This window comes from Ruegeria sp. C6, from assembly GCF_056537625.1.
The window spans coordinates 172,735-195,619 of sequence record NZ_JBQFRW010000002.1; the positions used below are offsets into that span (position 1 = coordinate 172,735).

General features: G+C 58.3%; 22 protein-coding genes. 4 read left to right on the forward strand and 18 right to left on the reverse strand.

Annotated features, from left to right (window positions below; genetic code table 11):
• Positions 1-3: 3 nt before the first annotated feature.
• The 5 genes from ACR0MJ_RS08460 to ACR0MJ_RS08480 all read right to left on the reverse strand — a co-directional run bounded on the left by ACR0MJ_RS08460 (position 4) and on the right by ACR0MJ_RS08480 (position 3,476).
• The gene (locus tag ACR0MJ_RS08460) at positions 4-627 is read right to left on the reverse strand and encodes a cytochrome P460 family protein (protein ID WP_480760539.1); all 624 of its coding nucleotides are present in this window, start codon (positions 625-627) and stop codon (positions 4-6) included.
• Between the two features lie 225 nt (positions 628-852).
• A complete protein-coding gene (rlmN, locus tag ACR0MJ_RS08465; RefSeq protein WP_480760544.1) occupies positions 853-2,040 on the reverse strand; it encodes a dual-specificity RNA methyltransferase RlmN in 1,188 nt (395 codons plus the stop codon).
• A 77-nt stretch (positions 2,041-2,117) separates the two neighbouring features.
• Positions 2,118-2,438 carry a lysozyme inhibitor LprI family protein gene (locus tag ACR0MJ_RS08470; protein WP_170406843.1) on the reverse strand — a complete coding sequence of 107 codons (321 nt, stop codon included), beginning with the start codon at positions 2,436-2,438 and terminating at the stop codon, positions 2,118-2,120.
• A 157-nt stretch (positions 2,439-2,595) separates the two neighbouring features.
• Positions 2,596-2,766 (reverse strand): hypothetical protein, encoded by a 171-nt coding sequence (locus ACR0MJ_RS08475; protein WP_170625749.1) that lies wholly within the window; start codon positions 2,764-2,766, stop codon positions 2,596-2,598.
• A 176-nt stretch (positions 2,767-2,942) separates the two neighbouring features.
• Complete coding sequence (locus tag ACR0MJ_RS08480) at positions 2,943-3,476, reverse strand: invasion associated locus B family protein (protein WP_170399079.1); 534 nt, start codon at positions 3,474-3,476, stop codon at positions 2,943-2,945.
• 179 nt (positions 3,477-3,655) lie between these two features.
• On the opposite strand from ACR0MJ_RS08480, the gene ACR0MJ_RS08485 reads away from it, so the two are divergent.
• Entirely contained in the window at positions 3,656-4,654 is a 999-nt protein-coding gene (locus ACR0MJ_RS08485; protein ID WP_170625748.1) for an asparaginase, read from the forward strand.
• A 3-nt stretch (positions 4,655-4,657) separates the two neighbouring features.
• Here ACR0MJ_RS08485 and ACR0MJ_RS08490 read toward each other — a convergent pair whose 3' ends face one another.
• From ACR0MJ_RS08490 to hutI, 8 genes are all read right to left on the reverse strand, one after another.
• On the reverse strand, positions 4,658-4,978 hold the full coding sequence (locus ACR0MJ_RS08490) for a YciI family protein (RefSeq protein ID WP_170399083.1): 321 nt from the start codon (positions 4,976-4,978) through the stop codon (positions 4,658-4,660).
• A 22-nt stretch (positions 4,979-5,000) separates the two neighbouring features.
• Positions 5,001-5,429 (reverse strand): SRPBCC family protein, encoded by a 429-nt coding sequence (locus tag ACR0MJ_RS08495; RefSeq protein ID WP_170399086.1) that lies wholly within the window; start codon positions 5,427-5,429, stop codon positions 5,001-5,003.
• Positions 5,417-5,746, reverse strand: a complete 330-nt coding sequence (locus ACR0MJ_RS08500) for a metalloregulator ArsR/SmtB family transcription factor (protein ID WP_170399088.1) — start codon at positions 5,744-5,746, stop codon at positions 5,417-5,419. The genes ACR0MJ_RS08495 and ACR0MJ_RS08500 overlap by 13 nt, the downstream gene beginning before the upstream one ends.
• Before the next feature lie 39 nt (positions 5,747-5,785).
• On the reverse strand, positions 5,786-6,664 hold the full coding sequence (serB, locus tag ACR0MJ_RS08505) for a phosphoserine phosphatase SerB (RefSeq protein WP_480760551.1): 879 nt from the start codon (positions 6,662-6,664) through the stop codon (positions 5,786-5,788).
• Positions 6,665-6,732: 68 nt separating this feature from the next.
• On the reverse strand, positions 6,733-8,415 hold the full coding sequence (gene hutU, locus ACR0MJ_RS08510; protein ID WP_480760553.1) for a urocanate hydratase: 1,683 nt from the start codon (positions 8,413-8,415) through the stop codon (positions 6,733-6,735).
• Position 8,416: 1 nt separating this feature from the next.
• Complete coding sequence (gene hutG, locus ACR0MJ_RS08515; protein ID WP_480760555.1) at positions 8,417-9,208, reverse strand: N-formylglutamate deformylase; 792 nt, start codon at positions 9,206-9,208, stop codon at positions 8,417-8,419.
• Entirely contained in the window at positions 9,208-10,743 is a 1,536-nt protein-coding gene (gene hutH / locus ACR0MJ_RS08520; RefSeq protein WP_170425955.1) for a histidine ammonia-lyase, read from the reverse strand. The genes hutG and hutH overlap by 1 nt, the downstream gene beginning before the upstream one ends.
• Positions 10,740-11,945 carry an imidazolonepropionase gene (hutI, locus tag ACR0MJ_RS08525; RefSeq protein ID WP_480760560.1) on the reverse strand — a complete coding sequence of 402 codons (1,206 nt, stop codon included), beginning with the start codon at positions 11,943-11,945 and terminating at the stop codon, positions 10,740-10,742. Before hutI ends, hutH begins: the two co-directional genes overlap by 4 nt.
• 81 nt (positions 11,946-12,026) lie before the next feature.
• Between hutI and ACR0MJ_RS08530 the strand changes: the two genes are divergently transcribed.
• The 3 genes from ACR0MJ_RS08530 to ACR0MJ_RS08540 all read left to right on the forward strand — a co-directional run bounded on the left by ACR0MJ_RS08530 (position 12,027) and on the right by ACR0MJ_RS08540 (position 15,689).
• Positions 12,027-13,382: a formimidoylglutamate deiminase gene (locus ACR0MJ_RS08530; protein ID WP_480760562.1), complete on the forward strand. Its 1,356-nt coding sequence runs from the start codon at positions 12,027-12,029 to the stop codon at positions 13,380-13,382.
• Positions 13,383-13,388: 6 nt separating this feature from the next.
• Positions 13,389-14,093 (forward strand): GntR family transcriptional regulator, encoded by a 705-nt coding sequence (locus tag ACR0MJ_RS08535; protein ID WP_170399103.1) that lies wholly within the window; start codon positions 13,389-13,391, stop codon positions 14,091-14,093.
• A 78-nt stretch (positions 14,094-14,171) separates the two neighbouring features.
• Positions 14,172-15,689 carry a malonate--CoA ligase gene (locus ACR0MJ_RS08540; RefSeq protein ID WP_480760563.1) on the forward strand — a complete coding sequence of 506 codons (1,518 nt, stop codon included), beginning with the start codon at positions 14,172-14,174 and terminating at the stop codon, positions 15,687-15,689.
• Positions 15,690-15,692: 3 nt separating this feature from the next.
• Here ACR0MJ_RS08540 and ACR0MJ_RS08545 read toward each other — a convergent pair whose 3' ends face one another.
• From ACR0MJ_RS08545 to gcvH, 5 genes are all read right to left on the reverse strand, one after another.
• Positions 15,693-16,421: a metallophosphoesterase family protein gene (locus tag ACR0MJ_RS08545; protein WP_480760566.1), complete on the reverse strand. Its 729-nt coding sequence runs from the start codon at positions 16,419-16,421 to the stop codon at positions 15,693-15,695.
• A gap of 124 nt (positions 16,422-16,545) precedes the next feature.
• Positions 16,546-18,141: a phosphoglycerate dehydrogenase gene (gene serA, locus ACR0MJ_RS08550; RefSeq protein ID WP_170406884.1), complete on the reverse strand. Its 1,596-nt coding sequence runs from the start codon at positions 18,139-18,141 to the stop codon at positions 16,546-16,548.
• Positions 18,142-18,199: 58 nt separating this feature from the next.
• Complete coding sequence (locus tag ACR0MJ_RS08555; protein ID WP_480760568.1) at positions 18,200-19,354, reverse strand: phosphoserine transaminase; 1,155 nt, start codon at positions 19,352-19,354, stop codon at positions 18,200-18,202.
• A 198-nt stretch (positions 19,355-19,552) separates the two neighbouring features.
• Complete coding sequence (gene gcvP, locus ACR0MJ_RS08560; RefSeq protein WP_480760570.1) at positions 19,553-22,408, reverse strand: aminomethyl-transferring glycine dehydrogenase; 2,856 nt, start codon at positions 22,406-22,408, stop codon at positions 19,553-19,555.
• 111 nt (positions 22,409-22,519) lie between these two features.
• A complete protein-coding gene (gene gcvH / locus ACR0MJ_RS08565; RefSeq protein WP_170393732.1) occupies positions 22,520-22,885 on the reverse strand; it encodes a glycine cleavage system protein GcvH in 366 nt (121 codons plus the stop codon).

Sequence of the window (22,885 nt, forward strand, 5' to 3'; positions counted from 1 at the left end):
AGATCACTCTGCGACACGATACTCTTCGGGTACGTAAAACGTATAGTCCCGGTCCGCGACGGCCTCGTGGCAGACATGGCAGTAATCGACCTCTGACGCGCGAAAGCCCATCGTATCACCGAACAGCGAACCGTCCGGCATCACCATGATATAACGCCAGTCGGCTGTTTCCGGGTTGGTGCCTTCTGGCAGTTTCTCCATCACGAACAGGGCACCGGGATGGATATTGCCCTCATCTGTGACAGTCATACTGTCTTTGGCCAGGACCGAGCCTGCAGGCAGCTCTTCGCCTTCTTGCAATGTGCCGTAGTTGTGGGCCATGCGGTTCGCATAGCTGTTGACATAGCGCTGCCCATGCGTGGCCGAGATGTAGGGCGAATCGTTGAACAAAGGCCAGTTCTGATAGTTTCGGATCAAGTCCATCTGTGCCGCCGCATAACCCCGCGACATGCGTCGTATCAATGACTGATAGTGTTTCTGCGCTTGCTCCTTGGTCAGATCGGCTGGGTTTTCAATCGCCAAATGCGCATCCTGATCTTTGGTCTGAGCAGATGCCGCGTGGAGAACAAATCCCGAGATCGCCACAACAGCCGCGATACCCAAGACTTGCCGGTGACTTACAATCATATTGTGGCCTCCCTGACTGATCAGTTCGCCTAAATGCCGCTTTGCTTCAGAAAAATGGTAGCGGCCTTAATTGGTGTTACCAGCACCACCCCGGCAATCTCACCACCTTGTGTCTGTCGGTGAGTTCCCCATCCAGAGCGGGTCTGCGCCGAAGATACCAAATTTTGAACAAGGAAACAGCACTCAATTCATTAAGTTTTTCGCGTGAAGCCACGGCCCATGCCCTTAACGGGTTAGCCCGGCTTCAGCCTCGATCTGCTTTCGCGATTTCCGGGCCCGTTCGGTGGCCGATTTTAACTGGCCACAGGCCGCCATGATATCCTCACCCCGTGTTTTGCGGATGGGTGAGGCATAGCCCGCCTGATAGATGATGTTCGCAAAGGCGCGGATACGATTGTTCGAGCTGCGCTTGTAGGGCGCGCCCGGCCATTCGTTGAACGGGATCAGGTTGATCTTGGCCGGAATGTTATGGCGCTTGATATGTGCGATCAGGCGATGTGCGTCTTCGTCGCTGTCGTTCACGCCATCCAGCATCACGTATTCGAACGTGATCCGTTCAGAATTCGAGGCGTTGGGATAGCTGGCCAAGGCCTGCAGCAGTTCCTCGATATTCCAGCGCTTGTTGATCGGAACAAGTACGTCGCGAGTTTCATCAGTGGTAGCGTGGAACGAGATCGCCAATAGGCATCCAATTTCTTCAGCCGTGCGCGCGATCTCGGGTACCACACCCGAGGTCGAAAGCGTGATGCGGCGACGTGACAGAGAAATCCCCTCGGGGTCCATCGCGATCTTCATTGCGTCACGGACGTTTTCAAAGTTGTAAAGCGGCTCGCCCATACCCATCAGCACGATATTTGACAGCAGGCGTGTTTCATCTTTGGGCGCACCCGGTGTTGGCCATTCCTCAAGATCGTCACGCGCCATCATGACCTGCCCGACAATTTCGGCCGCTGTCAGGTTGCGCACCAATTTCTGCGTGCCCGTGTGGCAGAAGGAACAAGTCAGCGTACAGCCCACCTGAGATGAGATGCATAGAGTTCCGCGATCATCTTCAGGGATATAGACAACCTCAACCTCATGCCCGCCCGCGATGCGGCACAGATACTTGCGGGTGCCGTCCTCTGAAACCTGACGGGTCACGACTTCGGGGATTTCGATTACGAACTGCTCGGCCAGTTGCGTGCGATAGGCCTTGGCCAGATTGGTCATCTCACCAAAATCACGCACACCCCATTGGTAGATCCATTGCCAAATCTGCCCCGTGCGCATCTTCGCCTGCTTTTCGGGCGTGCCGTGTTCAATTAGCGCCTCACGCAATCGATCGCGGGTCAAACCGACAAGGTTCATCTTCCCCTCGGGCAGTTTGCGGGGGATGGTCATGACGTCTTGAGTGATCGGCGCTTTGGGCGACATTGGCGTATCTCGGTGGATTCTGGCTTGGGATGCGCCTCTATATAGGAACACACGTAAAGATCAAAAGAATTCGTGCTTCAATTTGCGTAACGCAACAATTCGTCAACTCGCGCCCGGCCAAGGTCAACCCGACAGGCTGTGATGGCGATCCCCGTACCCGATCCTCCGCCGAACGAAGCACCTACCGCTTCGCACTGCGCATCGCGATAGGCCACCCACGCGTTTTGCGAGGCCTCCAGCGCAGGCACAGCGACGACCCGTCCGGTGACCTCGTCCAGTTCTTGTGCGGAGCCGAGCGCCAGCGAATAGCTGGAGTCTATCGCAGTGTTTACCCGCAATTCCATATTCGAAACACAAGATCCAATTTCCACCTGCGAACCGGCGTCAATACACTCCATAGTTGGATCCGCAATTGCGGATATCGGAAACATCAAAAAAACAAACGCCCATCGCATCCATCAATCCTCCAGACAGAGATATCTGTCTATCACAGATCAAGATGCGCGCCCAATCAAGATGGGCCACTAAAGCAGAAACTTAAGCGGCCCATTGTTGTTAGTTTACTGCGGGCGGGATGTAGCAATCTTCTGCATCCAGGGTCTTTACGGGATCTTCCGGACCACATTGCTCACCCGTTATCGGATAGGTTTCCGATCCTTTCTCACAACCTGCAAGGATCACCGCAGACGCCATCAAGAGCACTGCCAGGTTTTTGTTTACGTTCATTGCCGACTCCTCAACAAATTCTGAACTTATTAGTTCAGAAAACGGGGAAGCAGGCTTTGACACGGATCAAGAAACACCGCTCTACGTGGCGTAAATTTCTGAAAACACACAGGATCAGACCAAACAAATAAAACCCCGCCGGAAAGCGGGGTTTCGGAATTTGATCTGCTTGTGGCTTAGTTCGTGCAGCGCGTTTCCGCGTCTTCAATCGCGGCCGTAAAGCCCAGCAACGAGAAGGTGTCTTTGGTCTGCGTACCACGTTCCGAACGGGCGGTCAGCACCGCCTCACTTCCGCGCTTCATCGCTGTGACGATCTTGGCATCGTCCGAGGCGGTCGCAGGCCATGCCCACTCACCATCGGTGAACAGCTCGAACTCGCTGCCATCGACAACCAGATTGACGGTGGAACCAGACGCAAACGGATATCCGCCGGTAAAGGTCACCTGCCCTTTAACTTCGGCATTCGGGCGATAGAACACGAACAGCAGGATATCGCTGCGCCGAACGGAAACGACCCGGCCACCGCGTGTGTTCACGGTCTCTTTCGGGGCAGAAACGCTCCAGCATTCGGTTGGGTCGTCCTCGACAAACACGCTCCAGTCCGTTTTTGCAGCGACGCGATTGGTACTGGTCGCCTGCTGCGCAATTGCCGTTGTCGCCATTCCTGCCATGCACAGGCCCGCGATTACGCGGACGAGCTTTAATCCCATCGGTTCAGCCTCCTAGCCCGACCTATTACCTCATACCCATCGGAAATACGTGCGAACTCTGCCGGTTCGTCTGTTCAGTTGCGTATTCCGATGATTGTCGACATACACACACTAACGCAGGTTTCGCCACAGGCGAAAGGGCGATTGGCAGATTTTTGCGCATGATTGATGGGGTGGACATGACACAAGCCGTACCAATGACAGAACTCTGGCGCGGGTCACTGTTGGAAAGCCTGCATATGGGCCATGCAGTGATCTGTGACGATAGTGGTCAGATCGTGCGCAGCTGGGGTGATCCAAACGCGGTGATCTATCCCCGCTCCTCGGCCAAAATGATCCAGGCCCTGCCGCTGATCACCTCGGGTGCGGCTGCAAAATACGGTTTGAACAGCCAGCATCTGGCTCTGGCTTGTGCTTCGCACAATGGTGCACAAATCCATACGGATCGTGTTTCTGCCTGGCTGGATCACCTCGGTCTGTCCGAGCCTGACTTGCGCTGTGGCCCGCAGGAACCGCAGGACATGGCGGCCCGCGACGGGCTGATACTGGCAGATGACACGCCTTGCCAGATTCACAACAATTGCTCAGGCAAGCATTGCGGTTTCCTGACTTTGACGCAGCATATGGGGGCCGGGCCGGAATACTTGGAAATAGATCATCCTGTTCAGCAGGCCTGCCTGTCTGCCATCGAAGAAACCACAAGCGAAACCAGTCCCACCTACGGAATCGACGGGTGCTCGGCGCCGAATTTTGCGACGTCTCTGGCGGGACTTGCGCGATCAATGGCCTGGTTTGCCTCTGCGGCAGACCGTTCGGACCGCTCCAGCGAAGCAGCGGTACAGCTCACAGAAGCAATGGTGAAACATCCCGAACTTGTCGCAGGTGAAACTCGCGCTTGTACCGAGTTGATGCGAGCGATGAACGGGCGCGTTGCAATCAAGACAGGGGCCGAGGCCGTCTTTGTTGCCATCATCCCGGAAAAGCGCATGGGCGTTGCGCTAAAAATCACTGACGGCACTACCCGCGCCAGCGAATGCGCCATCGCCGCGATTCTAGTGCATTTAGATGTGCTAGAGGCCGATCACCCGGCCACTCGCAAATTCATGAACGCCACGCAATACAGCCGTCGTGGGCTGGAATGCGGCGCTATCAAACCTGCACCGGGCTTCCCCGGCTGAGGATTACATCTCGATCTCGTGGACCTCGGCCACCTCGACCGAACCCGAGCCGTTCACAACCATCGGGCAACCCTTGGCCATCTCGGTTGCGGCGTCAATGCTATCAGCCTTGACCACCGTGAAACCCGAGGCCGGGTTTGCACCACCATTGTCTTCGATCCCACCACTGCTGACCGTGTAGGACTGGCCTACAGGATTTCCCGGAATCTCTAATGAGCCGCCGATTTCCTGAAACCAAGCGCCCCAAGCGGCCATGGTCGCCTCGATCTCGGCGGGATCGGTTGGGGTGTGACCCCCGTGATAAACAAACAAATATTGGGGCATATCGCTCCTCCCTGATGAAAACCTATTTGCAAAGTGCTTCGAGTTTGCGCAGCGACGATGTCCAGCCTTCGTTGTGGTTCGTGGCCGACTCGGCATCGACAAGTTCACGGTGATCAACCACCAGCCGTGATCCGCTGTTGGTCGCGGTAACCGAAAAGGTCACATGGCTTTCCGCACCGCGCTGGTCCTGATCGTCATGCCAAGCCCACGTAAATCCAACAGATTTTGGTCGATCGATATGGGTAACGTGACCCGAGACTTTGAACTGCTGACCCTCGCCATTCTGCATAACCGAATACCAGGGACCAATGCGCGAAAAGTCGAGATCATGTTCCGGTACATGCAACCCTTCGGGCCCCCACCACTGCAGAAGTTTCGCACCATCGCTGACCCATGCGAACAGGACCTCGGGACTAACGGGAAAATCTCGTTCCAGTTTCAGGTCGGCCATGAATTTTCCCTTTCAATAAGCTCTTCCAAACGGTCGAGGCTGCTTTCCCAGAAATGTCGTTTCGAAATCGTCCATTCGGCTATCGCGCGCAGACCCTCGGGCTGCACCGAGTACATCCGTTGCGTGCCGTGTACCCGCTGCTGCACCAACCCGGCCTCGCGCAAAACCTTCAAATGGCGCGAGATCGCGGCCCCTGACATGCCCTTGCCTTCTATCAAATTACCGACGGGCAGTTCGCCTTCGTCCATCAGTTGCTCGACAATCGAGAACCGAGTGGCATCAGACAAAGCGGAGAATGTGACCAGAAGCGTATTCATGGCTTTATTTAACACAATAGTTAAATTAAAGGAAGCCCCTTAGAGGCCTTGAAATTCTGACCTGCCATAGCCCTGCAAATACAACAACGCTGTCAGATCGCCGTGATTTATGCGGACATCACATTCGGCAGCGACCGAAGGCTTGGCGTGCAACGCGACACCCGTCCCCGCCCGACCCAACATTCCCAGATCATTCGCTCCATCGCCAACGGCAATCACGTCAACCTCGGAGATACCTAGGCGTGTTGTGATCTGCTCCAATGCCTCTATTTTGGCCTGTCGCCCAAGAATGGGCCGCTTCACGTCGCCGGTAAGCTTGCCATCCTCAGCCAGCAATGTATTCGCCCGGTTCTCATCAAACCCAAGCTCTTCGGCGACCTTAGCTGTAAAAGCCGTGAACCCACCCGAGACCAGCGCTGCATAGACCCCATTCGCGCGCATCGTGGCAAGTAACGCCTTGCCGCCGGGCATCAGCGTGATCCGTTCATTCAGAACCTTGCCGATCACGCTTTCATCCAGCCCTTTCAATAAGCCCACACGCTCAGTCAGCGCACCTTCGAAATCCAGCTCGCCGTTCATTGCACGCGCGGTGATATCCTTGACCCGATCACCGACACCAGCCTCATCAGCCAGTTCATCGATGCATTCCTGTTGGATCATGGTGCTGTCCATATCGGCCAGCAGCATCTTTTTCCGGCGACCGTCGGCTTTTTGCACGACCAGATCCACGCCCATCTGTTGCAACTCGCCCCAGACGTCCCAGCGATTGTCGGGAGTTTCTGGCAGGGAAAACTCGGCCGCCTCATCGAGGCTCAGCCAGTTCGCATCACCCCCGCCCCATGCATTCCGCAACGACTCAACCAGCGTCGCCTCTAAAGAAGGGGCCGCAGGGTTGGTCAGCAGAGTAGCTACATACATATCAGGCCTCCGATTAGCGCACCTGCGGGATATCGCAGGTGCAGCATTTTCACCAGAGGCAGATTGATCTAACCCAGAATACCCGGCAGGCGCAGCCCATGTTCGCGAGCGCAGTCTTTCGCGATCTCATACCCCGCATCTGCGTGACGCCAGACCCCCGAGGCGGGATCGTTCCACAGAACACGCTCCAATCGCCGCGCGGCATCATCGGTCCCATCGGCGCAGATCACAACACCCGCGTGCTGGCTGAAGCCCATACCAACGCCGCCGCCGTGATGCAGCGAGACCCAGGTCGCACCGCTGGCCGTATTGATCAGAGCGTTCAACAGCGGCCAATCCGATACTGCGTCCGAGCCGTCCAGCATCGCCTCGGTCTCGCGGTTCGGGCTGGCGACCGAGCCCGAGTCCAAATGATCACGCCCAATGACAACAGGCGCTTTCAACTCGCCATTGGCAACCATTTCGTTGAAGGCCAACCCCGCGCGGTGGCGATCTCCAAGGCCGATCCAGCATATACGTGCGGGCAGACCCTGAAACGCAATGCGTTCCTGCGCCATATCCAGCCAACGATGCAGATGCTCGTTCTCAGGGAACAGCTCCTTCATCTTGGCGTCGGTCTTGTAGATATCCTCGGGGTCACCCGACAATGCACACCAGCGGAACGGGCCGATGCCCTTGCAGAACAGCGGCCGGATATAGGCGGGCACAAAGCCGGGGAAGGCAAAGGCATTCTCCAAGCCTTCATCCTGCGCCACCTGACGGATGTTGTTGCCGTAATCCAGCGTCGGAACGCCCGCGTCCCAGAAATCGACCATTGCAGCGACATGCTGTTTCATCGAGGCACGGGCGGCCTTTTCAACCGCTTTAGGATCAGTTTCGCGCTTGTCCTTCCACTGCGCCATGCTCCAGCCAATCGGCAGATACCCATTGATCGGGTCATGGGCGCTGGTTTGGTCAGTGACGATATCGGGGCGCATGCCACCGGCCTGCATCCGCGCATAAATTTCGGGGAACACCTCAGCCGCATTGCCTAGCAGACCCACAGATTTCGCCTCGCCCGCCTTGGTCCAGCGGTCGATCATCTCAAGCGCTTCGTCGAGAGTCTCGGCTTTTTCGTCCAGATAGTTGGTGCGCAGGCGGAAATCGATAGAATCCGGATTGCACTCGACCGCCAAACAACTGGCCCCGGCGAACACTGCCGCCAGAGGCTGTGCGCCACCCATGCCGCCCAGACCGCCGGTCAGAATCCACTTGCCAGTCAAGTCGCCGCCATAGTGCTGACGGCCAGCCTCGGCAAAGGTTTCGTAGGTGCCCTGTACGATGCCCTGCGTACCGATATAGATCCACGAACCGGCCGTCATCTGGCCGTACATCATCAGCCCCTTCTTATCGAGCTCGTTGAAGTGATCCCAATTGGCCCAATGAGGCACGATGTTTGAGTTGGCGATCAGAACCCGAGGCGCATCCTTATGGGTGCGGATGATCGCCACCGGTTTGCCCGACTGGACGATCAGGGTTTCATCCTCTTCCAGATCTTTCAGCCCTGCGACGATCCGGTCGAAATCGTTCCATGTCCGCGCCGCGCGACCGATGCCGCCATAAACCACCAGCTCGTGCGGGTTTTCGGCCACATCCGGATGCAGGTTATTCATCATCATCCGCAACGGCGCTTCGGTCACCCAGCTTTTTGCGTTCAGTTCGGGGCCGGTGGGCGGATAGATATCGCGGGTATTCTTGCGAGGATCGGTCATGTCAAAGCTCCAATGCAGTGTCTTGGATGGCGTCGAGAATATCCACCAACCAGCGACGCAGGCGCTTGGCTTTCGCCTCGTCAAACGCCCACGGAGGGGTTTCGGCGGACAGATAGGTAGATTGCGCCAGCTCCATCTGGATCGCGTGTTGGCCCTCATCAGGACGGCCATAGTGGCGGGTCGTCCAACCCCCTCGGAATCGCCCGTTCAGGACGGTGCTGTAAGGGGAGGAATGCGAAAATTCATAGGCCGCGGCCTCAATGCCGGGGGCACAGGTCGCGCCACCATCGGTGCCGATGTTCATATCCGGCAGGGTGCCTTCAAACAGGAACGGAATCTTGCTGCGGATCGAGTGGCAGTCAAACAAGATCGCAACGCCGTGTATTGCCCGCACCCTTTCAAGCTCTTGCTCAAGCGCGTTGTGGTAGGGCGCGTGGTAGGCGGTTCGACGTACCTCGATCTCATCGATTGAGGGCTCCTGCCCCTCGGCCCAGATCGGCTGACCGTCAAAATCGGTCAACGGCACCAGAGTTGTTGTGTTCTGCCCAGGATACAATGATACACCCGCAGGGTCTCGATTAGCGTCAATGACATAGCGGTGGATATGGGATTGCACGACCGTCGCGTTGGCAACGAGCCCATCGTAGAGCTGATTGATATGCCAATCCGTATCCGCCAGCGCCTGCCCATTCGCATTCAGTCGCGCAGCAATGTCGTCGGGCACATACGTGCCGCCATGCGGCTGTCCCAGCACGATGGGCCCATCGCCACGCTGAACGCTGAAAACCTGCATCACGACAGCTCCGGCATGGGCATTGCAGCTGCCTGCAGAATAGTTCCGCTTTCGACTAGGGACTTCGCGGTTTCCAATTCGGGTGCCAGATAGCGATCATCGCCAAGCGACGGGATATCGTCGCGCAAACGCCCAACCACGCTGGTCAGCGCTTTGCTGGTCGCAAGAGGTGCGCGGAACTCGATGCCTTGCGCGGCGCAGAGCAGTTCAATCCCCAGAATATAGTTCAAATTATCAACCATCCGGCCTAAACGCCGCGCCCCGTGGGCAGCCATCGAGACGTGGTCTTCCTGGTTGGCCGATGTAGGTGTGCTGTCAGTCACACATGGGTTGGCCAGATGTTTGTTCTCGCTCATCAACGCAGCCGTTGTGACCTCGGCGATCATCAGACCCGAGTTCAGCCCCGGCTCGGGCGTCAGGAAGGGCGGCAGATCAAAGCTAAGCGCCGGGTCGACCATTAATGCGATCCGACGCTGTGCGATCGCCCCGATCTCTGACAGGGCCAAAGCAATCATATCGGCGGCAAAGCCTACCGGTTCGGCGTGGAAGTTCCCGCCCGAGACAATGGCATCCGGATCGGTCAGAACCAGCGGATTGTCGGTGGCGGCGTTGGCCTCAACCACAAGCGTTGCGGCGGCCTGCCGGATCACATCCATCGCAGCACCCGTGACCTGCGGCTGGCATCGGATGCAGTATGGGTCCTGCACCCGCGTATCCTCATCGCGATGGCTTTCGCGGATTTCCGAGCCATCCAGCGTGGCCCGCATTGCCGCCGCTGCCTCGATCTGGCCGCGATGGCCACGCAGCGCGTGAATTTCGGGCTGCAAGGGGGCGGTAGAACCCATGATCGCATCCGTCGATGCCGCCGAAATTACCAACGCGTTTTGCGCCGAACGCCATCCTTCGAACAGACCGGCCAGCGCATACGCGGTTGAAAACTGTGTGCCGTTGATGAACGCCAGACCTTCCTTGGGTCCGAGCTGTATCGGCTCTAACCCGGCTGTCCTCAAAGCATCAGCACCCGGCATGACGGTGCCGTTTACTTCGGCCTCGCCTTCACCGATCACAACCGCGGTCATATGGGCCAAGGGCGCCAGATCACCAGATGCACCAACCGAACCCTGCGCCGGGATCACCGGTGTCACACCGCGCGCCAGCATCTGCTGCAGCAATTCGACAAGCTCCCAACGGACACCTGACGCGCCGCGCCCGAAGGACAGCAGCTTGAGCGACATCATCAGCCGCGCCAGACGACGCGGCACAGCCGGCCCCACCCCGCAACAATGGCTGAGGATCAGGTTGCGCTGCAGGGTTGAGGTATCTTTGGCCGCGATCTTGTGACTCGCCAGTTTGCCAAAGCCGGTGTTGACGCCATAGACGGGCTCGCTTCCTTCGGCAGCCTGCGCAATGCGTGCAGCAGCGACCTCAACCTTGGATCGGCAGGCGGCGTCCAGCGAAATGGCGGCTTCGGTCCAGTAGATCTGACCAAGCTGATCCAGCGAAACCTGACCGGGGACAAGCAACAGAGGTGTCATTCCTGACCTCCAAAAATACGTTTATGCAGAGGGTTGAAACCGATGCGATAGGACAGTTCTGCAGGATGAGTAGCATCCCAGACGGCCAGATCAGCGCGCAATCCGGGCGCGATCACGCCGGTATCATCCAGACCCAAAGCGCGGGCCGCGACGTGGGTAACACCTGCCAATGCTTCTTCAGGCGTCATGCGAAACAAAGTGCACCCCATGTTCATTGTTAGCAGCAGAGAAGTCAGGGGTGAGGACCCCGGATTGCAATCGGTCGCCAGTGCCATGGGAACATTCTTCTGGCGCAACAATTCAATCGGCGGAGCTTGCGTTTCATGCAGCGTATAAAACGCGCCGGGCAGCAGGACCGCGACCGTTCCGGCCCCAGCCATGGCGGTAACGCCGTCGGCGTCCAAATATTCGATATGATCAGCGGATAGCGCTCCGTAAGCTGCCGCCAGCTTAGCCCCACCTAGATTCGAAAGTTGCTCAGCATGCAGCTTCACCGGTAGGCCAAGCTCTTGCGCGACAACAAAAACCCGTTCGATCTGCGTGGGATCAAATGCAATGCCTTCGCAGAACCCATCCACCGCGTCCACCAGCCCTTCGGCATGGGCCGCGCGCAGTGTCGGAATGCAGACCTCGTCAATATAGGCGTCATCCCGACCCGCATATTCTGGCGGAACGGCATGTGCGCCAAGAAAACTGGTATTGACCCGAATAGGGCGCTCCCGCGCAATACGGCGCGCCGCGCGCAACATACGCAGTTCGGTTTCGGCATCGAGCCCATAACCCGACTTCACCTCGATGCAGGACACACCTTCGGCCAGCAATGCGTCCACGCGCGAAAGCGCGCCTGCAAGCAGCTCTTCTTCTGTTGCTGCCCGCGTGCCGTGTACGGTCGACAGGATGCCTCCACCCGCGCGAGCAATTTCTTCGTAGGTCGCGCCCTTCAGGCGCATTTCGAACTCAACCGCACGGTTGCCGCCAAACACAACATGAGTATGAGCGTCAATCAGAGCGGGCGTGATCAAGCGGTCACCATAGTCGTTCTGCGGCCACTCGGCATATGACGGCGGCATTGCCAACCGAGCGCCAACCCAAACGATTTCCGACCCATCGATGGCAATCGCACCATCCTCGATCATCCCATAAGGTTGGTCGCCCCCCATGGTGGCTACATGTTTGCTACGAAGAACAGTTTTTTTCGTCATGGCGATTCTTTTGGGCTCCCCCTGCGCTTGATTTTTTCGTATACGGCTAAAAATATAAAGTCTACACAAAATGGAATTACGATGACGGTTCATGCCAAAACGGCCCTGTTAGGCTCTGAGTGGGTGCACAACCTACGAGTCGAAATCGAAGACGGTCGGATCGCTGCGCTGAAATCAGGGACCGAGCCAAATCCCGAAGACACTCGGGTCGACGTGTTGCTACCCGCTTTGGCGAACCTGCACAGCCATGCCTTTCAACGCGCCATGGCGGGCATGACCGAAACGCGCGTAGCAGGGCGCGAAAGCTTCTGGACCTGGCGTACTTTGATGTACCGATTTCTGGACCGCCTCACTCCTGCACAGATCGAGTCCATTGCCGCATTGGTCTATATGGAAATGCAGGAAGCCGGGTATGCTGCGGTCGGGGAATTCCACTACGTCCACCACCAACCCGGCGGCACGCCTTATGCGAAGTTGTCTGAGCTGAGTCAGCGCATCTTCTCGGCAGCCAGCCAAACCGGGATTGGATTGACACATCTACCGGTGCTCTACACCTATGGCGGCGTCGCGCAAGAGCCTCTGACCGGTGGTCAATTGCGGTTCGGCAATGATGTGGAAAGGTTCCTGCAGCTTGTCGAGGACTGTAAGCCGCTAATGCCCTATGCAGACAGCCAGATCGGCATCGCGCCGCACTCTCTGCGTGCGACCTCGCCTGATGACCTACGGCAAGTGCTGAACGCTACCCCGCGAGGCCCGGTGCACATCCACATCTCTGAACAAGAGAAGGAGGTCACGGATGTAGAAGCCGCTCTGGGTCAACGACCGGTAGATTGGCTGCTGAGCAACGTGGATGTGAACGAACGATGGTGCCTGATCCATGCCACTCATATGACAGACGATGAAACCCGCGCTCTTGCCCGATCCGGGGCTGTGGCCGGTCTGTGCCCGATCACAGAGGCCAATCTGGGGGATGGTATTTTCAATGGTGCCGTCTACATCGAGCAGGGCGGTGCCTTTGGTGTCGGTTCAGACTCGAATGTGCGCATTTCACTGCCTGAGGAATTGCGTACGCTGGAGTATTCTCAACGTCTGCGCGACAAGGCCCGCACTGTGCTGGTACGTGGCGAAGGCTCGGTCGGTCAAACGCTGTATACCGGAGCCGCCCGCGGTGGCGCACAGGCGCTGGGGCGCGACGCCGGAGAGATCGCAATAGGTCATCTGGCCGATCTGGTTGCGATCGATCGAAGTCACCCCACCCTGTGTACTTTGCGCGACGATCAATTGATTGACGGCCTGAGCTTTGCCGCGCCTGACGGAACAGTGACCGACCTTTGGTCTGCCGGGCGACATCAGGTGCGCGGCGGGCGGCATATCGCCCGCGATGCGATCCTGAACAATTATCGTGCCGCGATGAATGACCTTTTGGAAGACATCTGAACTGATATGACCCAAACCAGCGACACAACCAGCTACAAAGACATTAAGCAAACCGTCCTGCGCCGAATCCGCTCGGGCGAATTGCAGCCCGACGCTCTGCTTCCCAATGAGCAAGAATTAGCGGTCGAGTTTTCGTGCACCCGCACCACAGTCAACAGAGCACTGCGGGAACTGGCGGATGAAGGGTTTCTTGAACGGCGCCGAAAGGCAGGCACCCGGGTCCTTAGCGCACCGCAGCGACAGGCGCGCTTCACAATTCCTCTGGTCCGAGATGAAATCGAAGCGGCGGGCGGAACCTATCGCTACGCTCTTGTGTCATGTGAAACGCAGATCGCCCCAGACTGGCTGGCGGCCCGGTTGGCCCTACGTGCTGATCAAAGTGTGATGCACGTGCGATGCATGCATTTCTCCGGCAATTCACCTTTTCAGTTCGAAGACCGCTGGATCGTGATAGACAGCGTACCTCAGGTCACGCAGGCAGATTTCTCTAGCGTCGGACCCAATGACTGGCTGGTGCAAACTGTCCCGTTCACCAATGTCGAGTTGACCTTTCTGGCCAGCCGCGCAGATACCACTTTGGCCGGATTTCTGGACGTTCCCGAGGGTGAACCCGTTTTTACTGCCGAGCGTATCACATGGCTGCAGGGTCAGCCGGTAACGTTTGCCAAGATGTATTTTGCGGCCGGATATCGGATGACGACCGAGTTCTGATTGTCCGGGCTTTACGCTTCCCCAATTCCACGACAGATTTGCTGCAGAATGTGCGCGTCTGCTGGAAAGGATATCAGGATGGGCAACCCGCTTTATGATCGTTTGCTGGGCATCCATGCAGGCAAGGATACGCCATTTTTGCACCTTCCGGATGGTCAGACTTTGACCCATGCCACGTTTCTGGACACGGCGGCCCGTCTGGCCAACACCATGACAGGACTGGAAATGGAACCGGGCGACCGCGTGGCGGTGCAGGTGGAGAAATCCGTTGAGGCACTGGCGCTTTATGCCGCCTGTGCCCAAGCGGGGCTGATCTTTCTACCTCTCAATACGGGCTATACGACGCAAGAGCTAAGCTATTTCATCGAAAACAGCGGCGCCTCACTGGTGGTGTGCGATGAGGCAAACGAGGCAGGGCTTGCCGAGATCGCGCAAAAGAACAATGCCCGGCTTGAAACGCTGAACGCCGACGGTTCAGGCAGCCTGATGCGGCGTGCTCTGGGGATGCTTCCGGCCTTTCAGCCGGCACACCGATCAGAAGATGATCTGGCTGCGTTTCTATATACTTCAGGCACGACGGGGCGTTCGAAAGGGGCAATGCTGACGCAGGCGAATCTGCTGTCGAACGCGGAGACCCTTGTGCAGGAATGGCGATTCACAGATGATGACGTGCTGTTGCACGCGCTGCCGATCTTTCACACGCATGGACTGTTTGTTGCGACAAATGTCGTACTCGCATCGGGCGGGTCGATGATATTTCTGCCGAAGTTCGACCTGGAAGATATGTTACGCCTGATGTCACAGGCAACGGCGATGATGGGGGTGCCGACGTTTTACACCCGCCTGCTAAGCGACGACCGCTTCGCCCAAGATCTGACTCAGGATATGCGGCTGTTCATCTCAGGTTCAGCGCCTTTGCTGGCAGATACCCACGTCCAATTTGAAGACCGTACAGGTCATCGCATCCTGGAACGCTATGGCATGACCGAGACGAACATGAACACTTCTAACCCCTATGACGGCGAACGCCGGGCGGGAACGGTCGGATTTCCCCTGCCGGATGTTGAACTGAAGGTCACAGACCCCAAAACAGGTCAAACCCTAGCAGATGGTGAGATCGGCATCATCGAGGTGCGCGGTCCCAATGTGTTTCAGGGCTACTGGCAAATGCCCGACAAAACCGCCGCAGAACTGCGTGAAGACGGGTTCTTCATCACTGGCGATCTGGGTCGGATCGACGAGGACGGCTATGTCCATATCGTCGGGCGTGAGAAAGACCTGATCATCTCGGGCGGGTATAATATCTATCCCAAAGAGATCGAGCTGCTGCTAGACGAACAACCCGGCGTGCTGGAAAGCGCGGTAATTGGCGTCCCGCATCCGGACTTCGGAGAAACCCCGGTTGGCATTCTGGTCCCTACCCCTGGTCACACGCCAGATATCGAGGCCATCATGGGTGCGGTTCGGGACGCGCTCGCCCGGTTCAAACATCCCCGCCAGTTGATCCTGCTGGACGAGCTCCCCCGCAACACAATGGGCAAGGTGCAAAAGAACATCCTGCGTGACCGCTGCAAAGACCTTTTCACCAAGACCTGATATTCAAGGCAAAAGCGCAACGCGACCCTTGTCCGTCAACAACCAGCAATCCTGTCCTTCGAACACCACAACGCCAACCTGGCGGCCATACCCTGCGCCGCTATCCAGGTTGATGCGATTGCCGTAATGCGTTGATTGATCCACCGGCGTATGCCCATGGACGATCAGTTTCGGATGCGGACCTCGGTGGTTGTGAAAGGTTTGCCTGATCCAGACCAGATCATTTTCCCGTTGTTCGCTCAGGGGAATACCGGGCCGAATGCCAGCATGGACAAAAGCAATCTCGCGCGTTTGATGCATGGCGATGAGCCCTTGCAGAAATATCCGATGCGCATCGGGAACCGCACCCCGCGCCGTTGCATGCAGATCCTCGAGCCGTGTCTGCTGATCGAAGAACACGCCATAGCTTTGTAGTGTTTCGATACCACCCAACCGCTCGTGCAGCCAATGATACCCGACCAACATATGCGGATCGTGACGCGGGACATCTTCGAGGAACCATGAAAACATCCGGTCATGGTTGCCCAGCAGAGTGATCCACCGCTTGCCCGCATCGCAACCAGCGATCAGCCGATCCAGAACGCCCCGGCTGTCGGGGCCCCGATCAACGTAATCGCCCAGATACACGATCTCGGCATCGGGGCCGCCATCGCGTTCGATCAGCGCCAAGGAGCGCTCGAACTCATCCACGCGGCCGTGCAAATCTCCAATTGCGTAGATCGGATTGGTCATCAGCTTCCCCTCGGGCAATGGTGATTGCCGCACTTCTGGCGCAAAATCAGCACTTTGAAAAGGCGATGCCCACGCTTTGGACAAGCGCGGGCATCAATCTGTCACAGAAGTTCAACAGCGACTGTCAGGCCACGTCAAACTCCAACGGTTTGATCTGAGTAAACAGACCTGTCTCGGCGAGTTTGGCGCGCGCCTCGGCTGGTACCGGTTCATCAACATAAAGCAACGCAATCGCCTCACCGCCGGCTTCGGATCGTCCAAGAGTAAAGTTCGCGATGTTCACATCGTTCTCGCCCATGGTCTGTCCTAAAGCACCAATGATGCCCGGCACGTCTTCGTTAGTCGTATAGAGCATATGCGCCCCGATCTCGGCATCGATATTGATGCCCTTGATCTGAATAAACCGCGGCTTGCCGTCGCTGAACACCGTGCCACCGATTGAGCGTTCACGCTTTTCAGTCACCACAGTGACCTTGATATAGCCTTCGAACGCACCGGATTTGTCCTGATTGGTGGTCGATATCTGGATGCCACGCTCTCTCGCGACAACCGGGGCCGAGACCATGTTCACCTCGGGATTGAATTTCTTCATGATTCCGGCAACGACCGAACAATTCAACGCAGCCAGGTTCATGTTCGCAGCGACACCGTCATAGAGGATGTTGATTGCCTTGATCGGCTCATCCGTCATCTGACCAATGAAGCTGCCCAGATGCCCGGCCAGCTTGATCCACGGCCCCATGACCTTGGCCTCCTCTGCCGTCACACTGGGCATGTTCAGTGCGTTCTCGACCGCTCCGGTCAGCAGGTAATTCGAGATCTGCTCGGCCACTTGCAGCGCCACGTTCTCCTGCGCCTCAGTCGTGGCCGCACCCAAGTGCGGTGTGCAAACCACATTGGGTAGGTTGAACAGGGCGTTCTCCTTGGCCGGTTCCTCACTGAACACGTCAAAGGCCGCACCGGCGACATGACCCGATTGCAACGCCTCGGCCAGCGCGTCCTCGTCGACCAGACCGCCACGGGCGCAGTTGACAATGCGCACGCCTTTCTTGGTCTTGGCCAGATTCTCACGGCTGAGGATATTGCGCGTCTGATCGGTCAGCGGCACGTGCAGAGTGATAAAGTCAGCGCGGGCCAGAAGCTCGTCCAGTTCGACCTTTTCCACACCCATCTGCGCGGCTTTCTCTTCGCCAAGATAGGGATCATAGGCGACGACCTTCATCTTCAGACCCAAAGCACGCTCGCATACGATGCCACCAATGTTGCCCGCGCCGATCACGCCCAGGGTCTTGTTGGTCAGCTCAATCCCCATGAACTTGGACTTTTCCCACTTGCCCGCATGGGTCGAGGTACTGGCCTCGGGGATTTGCCGCGCCACGGCAAACATCATCGCGATGGCATGCTCGGCGGTGGTGATCATGTTGCCGAACGGTGTGTTCATCACGATGACGCCTTTTTTCGAGGCCGCATCCTTGTCGATATTGTCGGTGCCGATCCCGGCACGACCAATAACTTTTAACTTGTCTGCCTTCTCCAGAATGGTTGGCGTGACTTTGGTGGCAGAACGGATGGCGAGGCCGTCATAATGACCGATCACCTCGGCCAGTTTGTCTTTGTCCTTTCCCAGATCGGGCATGAAATCCACGTCGATGCCACGGTCGCGGAAGATTTGTACGGCGGTTTCGCTCAGCTTGTCAGAGACGAGTACTTTGGGAGCCATATTTTTGGTCCTTGAACATTGTGGAAGGTCCGGGCCGGATGCGGCCCGGTAGAAAAGGTCAGGCAGCTTCGGTTTGCGCTGCAATCTCGGCTTCAAAAGCCCATGCAAGCCAGGGCAGCATCGCCTCGATATCTGATGTCTCAACCGTGCCGCCGCACCAGATGCGCAGACCCGCAGGCGCGTCGCGATAGGCACCGATATCAAGCGCAATGTTTTCGGCCTCAAGCCGTTTGGCGACGGCTTTGGCAAAAACGGCACCATCTTGAATGCGCGTATCGGTGAACTTCAGACAGACCGACGTATTTGATTGAGTTGTCGAGTCTTCGGCCAGATTGGCGATCCAGTCATTTTGGTCGCAGAACGCATGAACCGCGCCAGCATTGGCATTCGCACGAGCAATCAGCCCCTGCAAGCCTCCGACTGAACGCGCCCAGTCCAACGCGAAAAGGTAATCCTCAACCGCGAGCATTGAGGGTGTGTTGATCGTCGCGCCGGTGAATATCCCATCAATCAGTTTGCCACCTTTGGTCAGGCGGAAGATCTTCGGCAATGGCCATGACGGGGTGTAACTCTCCAAGCGCTCGACCGCGCGCGGAGACAGGATCAGCATCCCATGAGCCGCCTCTCCGCCTAGTACCTTCTGCCAGCTGAACGTTGTCACATCCAACTTGTCCCATGGCAAGTCCATCGCGAACGCAGCGGATGTCGCGTCACAGATCGTCAGACCCTGACGATCATCGGCAATCCAGTCGCCATCTGGGACCCGCACACCCGAAGTCGTTCCGTTCCATGTGAACACCACATCGTTGGCGAAATCGACGGACGCGAGATCAACGATCTGCCCGTACTCGGCGGTTTTCACTTCAGCGTCGATTTTCAGTTGCTTGACCACATCAGTCACCCAACCCGCGCCAAAGCTTTCCCAGGCCAGCATTTCAACTTTGTGCTCACCCAGCAAAGACCAAAGCGCCATCTCAACCGCACCGGTGTCCGAGGCTGGTACAATGCCGATGCGATAATCCGCCGGTATGCCTAGAATCTCTCGCGTGCCTTCAATGGCCGCCTTCAGCTTGTCCTTGCCGACCGCAGCCCGATGCGAGCGGCCCAAGGCGGCATCCGCCAGTTTGGTCAGATCAAATGTGGGGGGTTTGGCACAGGGGCCCGAGGAAAAACGCGGGTTGGCCGGCCGCGTCGCCGGTTGTTCGATAGTCATGTGTATTACCCTTCCAGATACACGCCCCTCGTTGGGGAGGGGTGTCCCACGCACAGAGGTATGGGTCGTTTGCACCTGCAGCAAGCGTAAAAGACGCTTCATCAGCGGAAAACGACACTGGAAATAGGCTCAGATCGGAACACAGGTTTCCGATGGGCGAAAACCCCCGCCAGTTGGCGGGGGTTTATTGATTGAGGTTTATTCTGCTGCGTCCATGTATTCGGTCATTGGCGGGCATGTGCAGATTAGGTTTCTGTCGCCGTATGCGTTGTCGACGCGGTTGACGGGGGACCAGTATTTGTCGACGCCCATGGAGCCTGGGGGGAAGCAGGCCTGTTCACGGGTGTAGGGACGGTCCCAGTCGCCGACCAGATCGCGCACCGTGTGGGGGGCGTTTTTCAGCGGGTTGTTTTCCGCGTCGATCTTGCCGTCGATGATGTCCTGTGCCTCGGAGCGGATGGACAGCATGGCGTCGCAGAAGCGGTCCAGCTCATCCATGGGTTCCGATTCCGTGGGCTCGACCATCAGGGTGCCGGCCACCGGCCAGGACATGGTGGGCGCGTGGAAGCCGCTGTCCACCAGACGTTTGGCAATGTCATCGACGCTGACATGGGCCGCCTCGTCCAGCGGGCGGGTGTCGAGGATGCATTCATGCGCCACGCGACCCGTTTCCGAGGTGTAGAGGATCGGGTAGGCATCCTTGAGCCGCGCCGCGATGTAGTTGGCGTTCAGGATCGCCACTTTCGTGGCCTGCGTCAGACCCGCGCCGCCCATCAGCAGCACATAGGCCCAGCTAACCGGCAAGATCGAGGGCGACCCAAAGGGCGCCGCCGAGACCGGACCCACGGCAGTGCCGTATTCCGGGTGGCCGGGCAGATGCTCGGTCAGATGCGCTTTGACGCCGATCGGACCCATGCCGGGGCCACCGCCGCCATGGGGGATGCAGAAGGTCTTGTGCAGGTTCAGGTGGCTGACGTCACCGCCGATGTCTCCGGGACGCGACAGACCCACCATGGCGTTCATGTTGGCGCCGTCGATATAAACCTGACCGCCATGATCATGGGTGATCTGGCAGACCTCCTGCACGGTGGTCTCAAACACGCCATGGGTCGAGGGGTACGTGATCATGCAGGCGGCCAGATGGTCCGAGTGCTTTTCGGCCTTGGCGCGGAAGTCATTCAGATCAATGTTGCCCTTCTCATCCGCCTGCACAGGCACAACCTGCCAGCCCACCATCTGGGCCGAGGCCGGGTTGGTCCCATGCGCCGAGGTCGGGATCAGGCAGACATTGCGCTGCCCTTCGCCCCGGGCGAAGTGATAGTTGCGGATGGTCAAGAGGCCTGCGTACTCACCCTGCGCGCCCGAGTTGGGCTGCTGGCTGATCGCGTCATAGCCGGTGATCTGGCACAACTTGTCGTTCAGATCATCGATCATCTCATGATAGCCCTGCGCCTGATCTTCGGGGCAGAACGGGTGCAGGTTGCCGAACTCGGGCCAGGTGACCGGGATCATCTCGATCGTGGCGTTCAGCTTCATGGTGCACGAGCCCAGCGGGATCATCGCCCGGTCCAGCGCCAGGTCGCGGTCGGCCAGACGGCGCATGTAGCGCGTGATCTCGGCCTCGGCCCGGTTCTTGTGGAAGATCGGGTGGGTCAGGTACTCGCTTTCGCGCAGCGCGTAATCCGGCAGGCGATAGGCCACGTTCGAGCTGTCATCCTTGCGGTCGATGCCGAAGGCCCCCCAGACCGCCTCGATGGTCTCGGGCCGGGTCTGTTCGTCCAGGCTGATGCCCACTTTCGTGTCGCCGACCTTACGCAGGTTGACGCCCCGGGCCACAGCGGCCTCCATGACCGTTTTCTGCAGATGGCCAACCTCAACCGTGATCGTGTCGAAGAACACTTCCGGCTCCACAACAAAGCCTGCCTCTTCCAGACCGGCGGCCAAACGCGAGGTCTTGCGGTGCACCGATTGCGCGATGGCCTTGATGCCGTCGGGGCCGTGGTACACGGCATACATCGAGGCAATCACCGCCAACAGCGCCTGCGCGGTGCAAACGTTCGAGTTGGCTTTCTCACGCCGGATGTGCTGTTCGCGGGTCTGCAGCGCCAGGCGGTAAGCCTTGTTGCCCCGGCTGTCGATGCTGACACCGATGATCCGGCCCGGCATCGAGCGCTTCAGCTTGTCGGTGGTCGCCATATACGCGGCGTGCGGGCCACCATAGCCCATCGGCACACCAAAGCGCTGGGTCGAGCCGATGGCGATATCCGCGCCCATCTCACCGGGCGACTTCAGCAGCGCCAGCGACAGGATATCGGCGGCGACGATGGCAATCGCCTTGTGTTCATGCAGGGCCGCAATCTCGGCGGTGAAGTCGCGCACATGGCCATGGGTGCCGGGGTACTGGAAGATGGCGCCAAAGACCGCGCCCGCATCCAGCGTGTCCGGATCAGCCACCTGCACCTCGATGCCCAGAGGCTCGGCGCGCGTTTTAATCACCGCGATGGTCTGCGGGTGGCAGTTCTTGTCGACAAAGAAGGCTGCATTGTTGGCCTTGGACCGGCCGCCGCGCTTGGCCATCGCCATGGCTTCCGCCGCAGCAGTCGCTTCGTCCAGCAAGGACGCGTTGGCCACGTCCAGCCCGGTCAGGTCGCTGACCATGGTCTGGAAGTTCAAGAGCGCCTCAAGTCGGCCCTGGCTGATCTCGGGCTGATAAGGCGTGTAGGCCGTGTACCAGGCCGGGTTTTCCAGAATGTTGCGCAGGATCGGCGCCGGCGTGGTGGTGCCATAATAGCCCTGACCGATCAGCGAGGTCAGAACCTTGTTCTTGCTCGCCACCTCTTTCATGTGAAAGAGCGCATCGCGCTCGGTCATCGCCGGACCCCAGTCCAGCGGCTCTTTCTGCCGGATCGCGGGCGGGACGGTGGCGTCGATCAGCTCGTCCAGCGTCTTGAAGCCGATCACCTTGAGCATGTCGCGCATCTCGGTCGGGCTGGGCCCGATATGGCGGCGGTTGGCGAAGTCATAGGCTTCGTAATCGGTCAGTTTGAAGGCCATGTGTGCGCTCCTCAAGGATAGGTCAGGCCCGGCGGAGACGGCAGGAGCCTCCGGCGGAAGTATTTGGAAACAGATGAAGGGGCGGGGCCGCGCACGGACCCGCCGCCTGAGTTAACCGATGAAGGCCTTGTAGCCGGCCTCGTCCATCAGGTCTTCGAGCTGCGAGGCGTCCGCGATCTTGATCTTGTAGATCCAGGCCTCGCCTTCGGGGTCTTCGTTCAGCGCGCCGGGATTGTCGGCCAGTGCCTCGTTCACCTCGGTGATCTCGCCGTCGACCGGTGCGTAAAGCTCGGACGCCGCCTTGACGGATTCAATCACGCCGATCTCGCCGCCTTTTTCGAACTCGTCGCCTGCTTCCTGCTGTTCCACGAACACCACGTCACCCAATTGCTCGGCGGCGTGTTTGGTGATGCCCAGCGTGGCGGTGTCGCCGTCAACGCTCAGCCATTCATGCTCTTCGGAATAATAGGTTGCCAT

Coding starts and splice junctions, on each gene's coding strand:
- hutU (WP_480760553.1), bottom strand. CDS start 8,415: ATGACCGATCCTCGCAAGAATACCCGCGATATCTATCCGCCCACCGGC.
- ACR0MJ_RS08530 (WP_480760562.1), top strand. CDS start 12,027: ATGACGGTTCATGCCAAAACGGCCCTGTTAGGCTCTGAGTGGGTGCAC.
- hutG (WP_480760555.1), bottom strand. CDS start 9,208: ATGCAGGTTTTCAGCGTTCAGCGTGGCGATGGGCCCATCGTGCTGGGA.
- ACR0MJ_RS08535 (WP_170399103.1), top strand. CDS start 13,389: ATGACCCAAACCAGCGACACAACCAGCTACAAAGACATTAAGCAAACC.
- serA (WP_170406884.1), bottom strand. CDS start 18,141: ATGGCTCCCAAAGTACTCGTCTCTGACAAGCTGAGCGAAACCGCCGTA.
- ACR0MJ_RS08545 (WP_480760566.1), bottom strand. CDS start 16,421: ATGACCAATCCGATCTACGCAATTGGAGATTTGCACGGCCGCGTGGAT.
- hutI (WP_480760560.1), bottom strand. CDS start 11,945: ATGACGAAAAAAACTGTTCTTCGTAGCAAACATGTAGCCACCATGGGG.
- ACR0MJ_RS08555 (WP_480760568.1), bottom strand. CDS start 19,354: ATGACTATCGAACAACCGGCGACGCGGCCGGCCAACCCGCGTTTTTCC.
- ACR0MJ_RS08470 (WP_170406843.1), bottom strand. CDS start 2,438: ATGGAGTGTATTGACGCCGGTTCGCAGGTGGAAATTGGATCTTGTGTT.
- ACR0MJ_RS08480 (WP_170399079.1), bottom strand. CDS start 3,476: ATGGGATTAAAGCTCGTCCGCGTAATCGCGGGCCTGTGCATGGCAGGA.
- ACR0MJ_RS08475 (WP_170625749.1), bottom strand. CDS start 2,766: ATGAACGTAAACAAAAACCTGGCAGTGCTCTTGATGGCGTCTGCGGTG.
- rlmN (WP_480760544.1), bottom strand. CDS start 2,040: ATGTCGCCCAAAGCGCCGATCACTCAAGACGTCATGACCATCCCCCGC.
- hutH (WP_170425955.1), bottom strand. CDS start 10,743: ATGACACCTCTGTTGCTTGTCCCCGGTCAGGTTTCGCTGGATCAGCTT.
- ACR0MJ_RS08540 (WP_480760563.1), top strand. CDS start 14,172: ATGGGCAACCCGCTTTATGATCGTTTGCTGGGCATCCATGCAGGCAAG.
- ACR0MJ_RS08485 (WP_170625748.1), top strand. CDS start 3,656: ATGACACAAGCCGTACCAATGACAGAACTCTGGCGCGGGTCACTGTTG.
- serB (WP_480760551.1), bottom strand. CDS start 6,664: ATGTATGTAGCTACTCTGCTGACCAACCCTGCGGCCCCTTCTTTAGAG.
- ACR0MJ_RS08500 (WP_170399088.1), bottom strand. CDS start 5,746: ATGAATACGCTTCTGGTCACATTCTCCGCTTTGTCTGATGCCACTCGG.
- ACR0MJ_RS08490 (WP_170399083.1), bottom strand. CDS start 4,978: ATGCCCCAATATTTGTTTGTTTATCACGGGGGTCACACCCCAACCGAT.
- ACR0MJ_RS08495 (WP_170399086.1), bottom strand. CDS start 5,429: ATGGCCGACCTGAAACTGGAACGAGATTTTCCCGTTAGTCCCGAGGTC.
- ACR0MJ_RS08460 (WP_480760539.1), bottom strand. CDS start 627: ATGATTGTAAGTCACCGGCAAGTCTTGGGTATCGCGGCTGTTGTGGCG.
- gcvP (WP_480760570.1), bottom strand. CDS start 22,408: ATGGCCTTCAAACTGACCGATTACGAAGCCTATGACTTCGCCAACCGC.
- gcvH (WP_170393732.1), bottom strand. CDS start 22,885: ATGGCAACCTATTATTCCGAAGAGCATGAATGGCTGAGCGTTGACGGC.